The following is a 4713-nucleotide window of genomic DNA, read 5'->3' as shown; positions in this document are numbered from 1 at the left end:
TGTATAACTGAATTTATGCTACCGCCACTTTCAAATCTGTCATTGTAAACAAGCTCTTTTGTCTTTACACGATTACCCGACGATCGCCATACCATTGACTCAAATCCTGCTCAATTTTTTCCAGAATTATGATCGCATCTATTATTGATTTTGCATCAGCCGCTAACAAAGCAAACGCTGACTCAACCCGTTGTTGATAGTCTTGGGGACAGAGCGTAAAGCTGTTGGTAATCGCCACCGCGCCTTTCTCATTCAATAAGTACTCTTCATTGAGTGCAAATAATACCTGATTCATACAAGCCACGCTGCGGAAACAGCATCCTGCTGCATAGGCAACATCACCGCGTGCAACTGCTTTTTGGGCAATGAACAGTGAAAAACTAATTTCCCAGGCAAAAGTATTAACCGTTGCTTGTTTAAGCCCAATCGGATAAGAAGTTGTCTTGGCCTTTAAAGCGTCTAAAACCCCATAGAGATCGTGAAGTGGCAAACAAATAGCAACTTCACCCATGTAAATAGAGGATACAAAGCCATGTGGATGCCCTGGTTGATAATCAATCGTAATTCGTCCAGCATGGCAATCATCAATCACACAGCCAACCTGAGCCAGATCGCGGTAAAGAAAATCTACAGGTACACCTTCTATTCGTAGCCAGCCACCACCATTAATCCATTTTCCCCATTCACCAATTGAGGTGATTAAATTTGCCCGGTGGTTATCGTCAAGTTCAGAGGCAAGGTGATTTAGCGCCATCAGATCGGGCGGGTTCTCCAGGTTGTAATAAATCCCCAGATCCACATCTGACTTCTGGGTATGGGTGCCTCTTGCCCTTGAACCACCTAGAGCGATCGCTGCAATTCCCTGTATCGACTGCAAGCGATCGACAACGCGGTGGATGAACTGGGGCAATTGCTGATTCATATTGGCTCCATTTTTACCACCAATTCAAAACAATCTCACATTAGGTGGTAATAGATAAGCTTTAAATAACACCTGCTGTATTTCACTCAAACACTCAAAGAACTTCTCTGTATGTAAGTGCTACACCGTCTCCTGAGCGTCTCCAAACATACTGAGATAATTTTTAAGCATAGGGGTTGTTATACCGCGCTTGAAGTTGCTTTTATAAGCTTCTCTTTCAACCAGGAATCTACAAGCATTTCAACCGAAATTTGCTGCTCTTTAGCAACTTCCAAAAGCTTACTCATCAAATCTCTGTCAATCGAAACTAAATAATGGCTCCGTTTGATGTCAACATCAAAATGCGCCTCTGGCAGTTCACCCTCATACTCACCCAGATCGTGAGTATCAAAGAACTCTACAAGTTCCTGATTAGAATTAAATTGAGGTAACTTCTTAGACTTATTTTCTGCCATACAGTTTTCTCTCTTTATCTGCCAACCCTAAACTGCCGCAGCACCTTGATTTTAGCCTATTGACTGATTGAATTCTATGTAGTTATCCTTCAAAGATGCTGCTCAATATCCTAATTGCAATTGAAGACGCATTCCCAAAAACGAAACTTTGAGTGATCGCTTCTATGATGCTAAAAACCTGATTGACAAAAATGTATGTTATATGATTGACAATTCACTTAGATAAAAGCTGTATAAATGTACAAAATATGCTTAATAATGGGCGTTGTGAGACTGCGTTCTTTATATTGCCCTCTTCCTGGTTTGCAATCTGCAAAACCTAATGCCTCTGTATCAAGGAAACTAGCGATTCTCTTTCAGAGACACTACGTGAACGCCATTTCAATTACCGCTTCGACTGGATACTCAATTTCAGTAGCACGAGCAATCAGAGCTTATCGAATTCGCTCAGGTAAACGCCCTAAAATGACTTCGGCATCACCAGGAGAAAGTTGCTCTTGAAGTTTAGCTTGCATAAGTTCACCTTTCGGGTGGAATTTGGACGTTTATCTAATTCAGCAGAGCTTCATATTTGTCATGCGCACCAATCCAGAACCAATAATATATTCACCCTTTTTCAAATGCCAATGCTCGATAACCACTACTAACACGTGCAGACCACAGATTCTTGCCTACCTTTTTAAAGCATATGCTTCCCAAAAGTCAGGTGTTGCGAAGGACTTCATCGAGATCCCTGACTCTGTTAGCTGCAATATCTGCCTCTGCTTTGGCAATTAGCTTGTCTAGTTTACCTGATGCTAAATCGTCTCCAATTTGCCGATCCCACATCTCATCCAAATACTCTTGCAACCAAACTGAGAGTTGACGAACATCATCTTCGGGCAACTGTCTAATAGCTGCTTCAATTTCTGGTAAGGTGGTCATAGGAAAAAATTGCTCTATAAATTGAATCTATAGTATCGCCATCAAGTTTGGCTTTGGATCTGAGCAGCAAACCTAACATACTGCCTCATAAATAATCTCGCATCAACTTGATTTTGGGCACTAACAGATAAGGTGAATGCACAGCCCAACCAAGTATTTGAGTTAACGGTTCAAATCAGCGGCGACAGATAGCTTTGAACTCAGCACCAGCGCCTTTCAACCGTCCGCTGCATTTGAATTGTTATGCGGCGATCTACAGAATAAACCGTGAAGAAAATAGTTTTCGGTACAATGAACATGACCCAACCATCCTAAGCTTTGCAGTGATTCTTGTAACTGAGTTGATTCATGGAAAATCTTGATGACACGGTAAGTTCGACCATCATTTAACTTCCGCTCCGAGTAACCTTGCTGATTCAAGGGTGCATGGTTTCGAGCTGTAGACTCTTGAGTAAACAAACTATCTACAAAAAAGACTCGTCCATTCGGTTTTAACGCCCCCTTCACCATCTGCCAAAAAGGTGCAAATTGTTCCATAGGTACATGAGACAGCCAAAAACCAAAGAATACAAAGTCAAATTGTTGTTTGGGGATCCAGTTGAATAAGTCAGCAACAATGTACTCGACAGACGCAGAACCAACACGCTGCTGATTTAATGCGATTACTTCTGGCGAAGCGTCTACCGCAGTAAGATGAGTTGCAAAAGGGGCGAGATGTTGAGTCCATAAGCCTGTTCCGCAAGCCAGTTCTAAAATATTGCCCGACGGCGCAGCAGACCGAAGCGCGACTTCTACTTGAGACACTTCAGAAAACCACTGCTGACGATGATCCTCACCGCGATCGTAGCGCCCTTGTCGGAAAAACCACTCGTCGTATTCTGAAGCACGTTCACGGTAGTACTGGATTTGCTCTTGGAGGATCTCAGATCTCATCAGATGTAAAGCTTTTTAATTAATTTGTGCTATGACTTGACAATAGCCTTAACGCATCTTAAGAGTAGCCTAAAATTAAGATACAGGTTATGTCCCTCTATGAAATTGAGCCGTAGCTTTCAAGTCTGACATTGTAAATAAACTCTTGAAGTCCAGATTTTCTTGGTGAAGGTTAGCCGCTCCGCCTGCTTCACGGTCAATAACACTTATCACTTTTACAATATCAGCACCTGCCTGTCTGAGAGCACGTGCTGATTGTATGATTTGCCCACCTGATGTGACCACATCTTCAACAATCACCAAACGTCTCTGAACAGCACCTCCCTCAGCCAATTTGCAAGTCCCGTACTCCTTCGCTACTTTGCGAACGAATAGTGTTGGCAAACCGCTCAATTGAGACAAAATGGTAGCGATAGGAATACCGCCCATCTCCAATCCGGCGAGAGCTTCTGCGTCTTCAGGAATTAATGGCAGGAGAGCTTGGGCAATGTCTTGTAACAATCTAGGATCAGCCTCAAACAAATACTTATCGAAATACTCATGACTGGTTGCCCCTGAACGTAACTGAAAGTTTCCTATGATTCTTGAGGTTTGGTAAATACGTTGTGCTAAATCAGCTTGTTCAGTCATCGAATTAGCCTCTAAATAATAGTCAACAAACCAATTTAACCTTGAATTGTCTACCCAAAACGCCAAAATAACGTCCTATGCAAAATTCCAAAATTGGGTAAATTTGAATACTGGTAAAGAATCCATTAAAGAATCCATAAACTGGTGTCGCCGCCTAAACTGAAGCCGCATAACTATTGATTATACTGAAACTTTCCATATAACCACCCTGTATGGGGTATTTATACAGACATTTTCCGTATAACACGCTTAATACAGACACTATATTGAAGACCAAGTTCGTAAGGCATTAACTATAGCCATCAGATTTAGAACATTATGTTAGCTTGCGTTTTGAGGAAGGATGGCAATTACACTCGCAAATATGCTGAGGTGCTTTTTAAGTACAGGGGTTGTTATGCCGCCGAACTGTTAATTACACTTGAACTGTTCAAGGATCAAGGGAATTTCACTTAGTTCGTCGATGATTGCATCTGCCTCTTTTGCTTCTAGCCAATGTAAACTGCGTTTCCAAATTGTCCTCATCTGTACTCTTTTTGCCCCCGCAATATCTGCTTCGGGATGATCGCCAACAAAAACGCTATCCGGTGCTGATACACCCAATCGAGTCATGGCTCTCTGAAAAATTTCCGCTTGCGGTTTCCTAACTTGCTCAATTTCAGAAATGAGAATGATATCAAAGTAATCTCGAATCCCTAGCCCTTCAATTGAACGAGTTTGAAACTGTCCTAACCCATTCGTAACAATACCCAACAAATAGCCTTGCTGTTTTAAAACATTTAGCATCTCAAAGAGGAAATTGAATGGAACACAATGAAGCTGAAATTGTGTTTCGTAATCTTCAAGTAA

Annotated in this window: 6 protein-coding genes and 1 pseudogene; all 7 read right to left on the bottom strand. The window is 41.8% G+C overall.

Annotated features, from left to right (window positions below; genetic code table 11):
- Window positions 1-64 precede the first annotated feature (64 nt).
- Window positions 65-922 carry a nucleotidyltransferase domain-containing protein gene (locus UYC_RS0123875; RefSeq protein ID WP_016874781.1) on the bottom strand — a complete coding sequence of 286 codons (858 nt, stop codon included), beginning with the start codon at window positions 920-922 and terminating at the stop codon, window positions 65-67.
- Window positions 923-1101: 179 nt separating this feature from the next.
- A complete protein-coding gene (locus UYC_RS0123870; RefSeq protein WP_016874782.1) occupies window positions 1102-1377 on the bottom strand; it encodes a CopG family antitoxin in 276 nt (91 codons plus the stop codon).
- A gap of 287 nt (window positions 1378-1664) precedes the next feature.
- Window positions 1665-1892 (bottom strand): annotated as a pseudogene (locus UYC_RS40205) (hypothetical protein); the annotation flags it as partial.
- Window positions 1893-2079: 187 nt separating this feature from the next.
- Complete coding sequence (locus UYC_RS0123860) at window positions 2080-2301, bottom strand: hypothetical protein (protein WP_016874783.1); 222 nt, start codon at window positions 2299-2301, stop codon at window positions 2080-2082.
- A gap of 216 nt (window positions 2302-2517) precedes the next feature.
- A complete protein-coding gene (locus tag UYC_RS0123855; protein ID WP_016874784.1) occupies window positions 2518-3234 on the bottom strand; it encodes a class I SAM-dependent methyltransferase in 717 nt (238 codons plus the stop codon).
- Between the two features lie 87 nt (window positions 3235-3321).
- Complete coding sequence (pyrE, locus tag UYC_RS0123850; RefSeq protein ID WP_016874785.1) at window positions 3322-3864, bottom strand: orotate phosphoribosyltransferase; 543 nt, start codon at window positions 3862-3864, stop codon at window positions 3322-3324.
- A gap of 411 nt (window positions 3865-4275) precedes the next feature.
- Window positions 4276-4713: HAD family hydrolase (locus UYC_RS0123845; RefSeq protein WP_016874786.1), on the bottom strand; the 438-nt coding region annotated here is incomplete at its 5' end.

The organism is Chlorogloeopsis fritschii PCC 6912, from assembly GCF_000317285.1.
Classification (GTDB): Bacteria; Cyanobacteriota; Cyanobacteriia; order Cyanobacteriales; family Nostocaceae; genus Chlorogloeopsis; species Chlorogloeopsis fritschii.
This window is presented reverse-complemented; position numbering and strand designations above follow the sequence as displayed.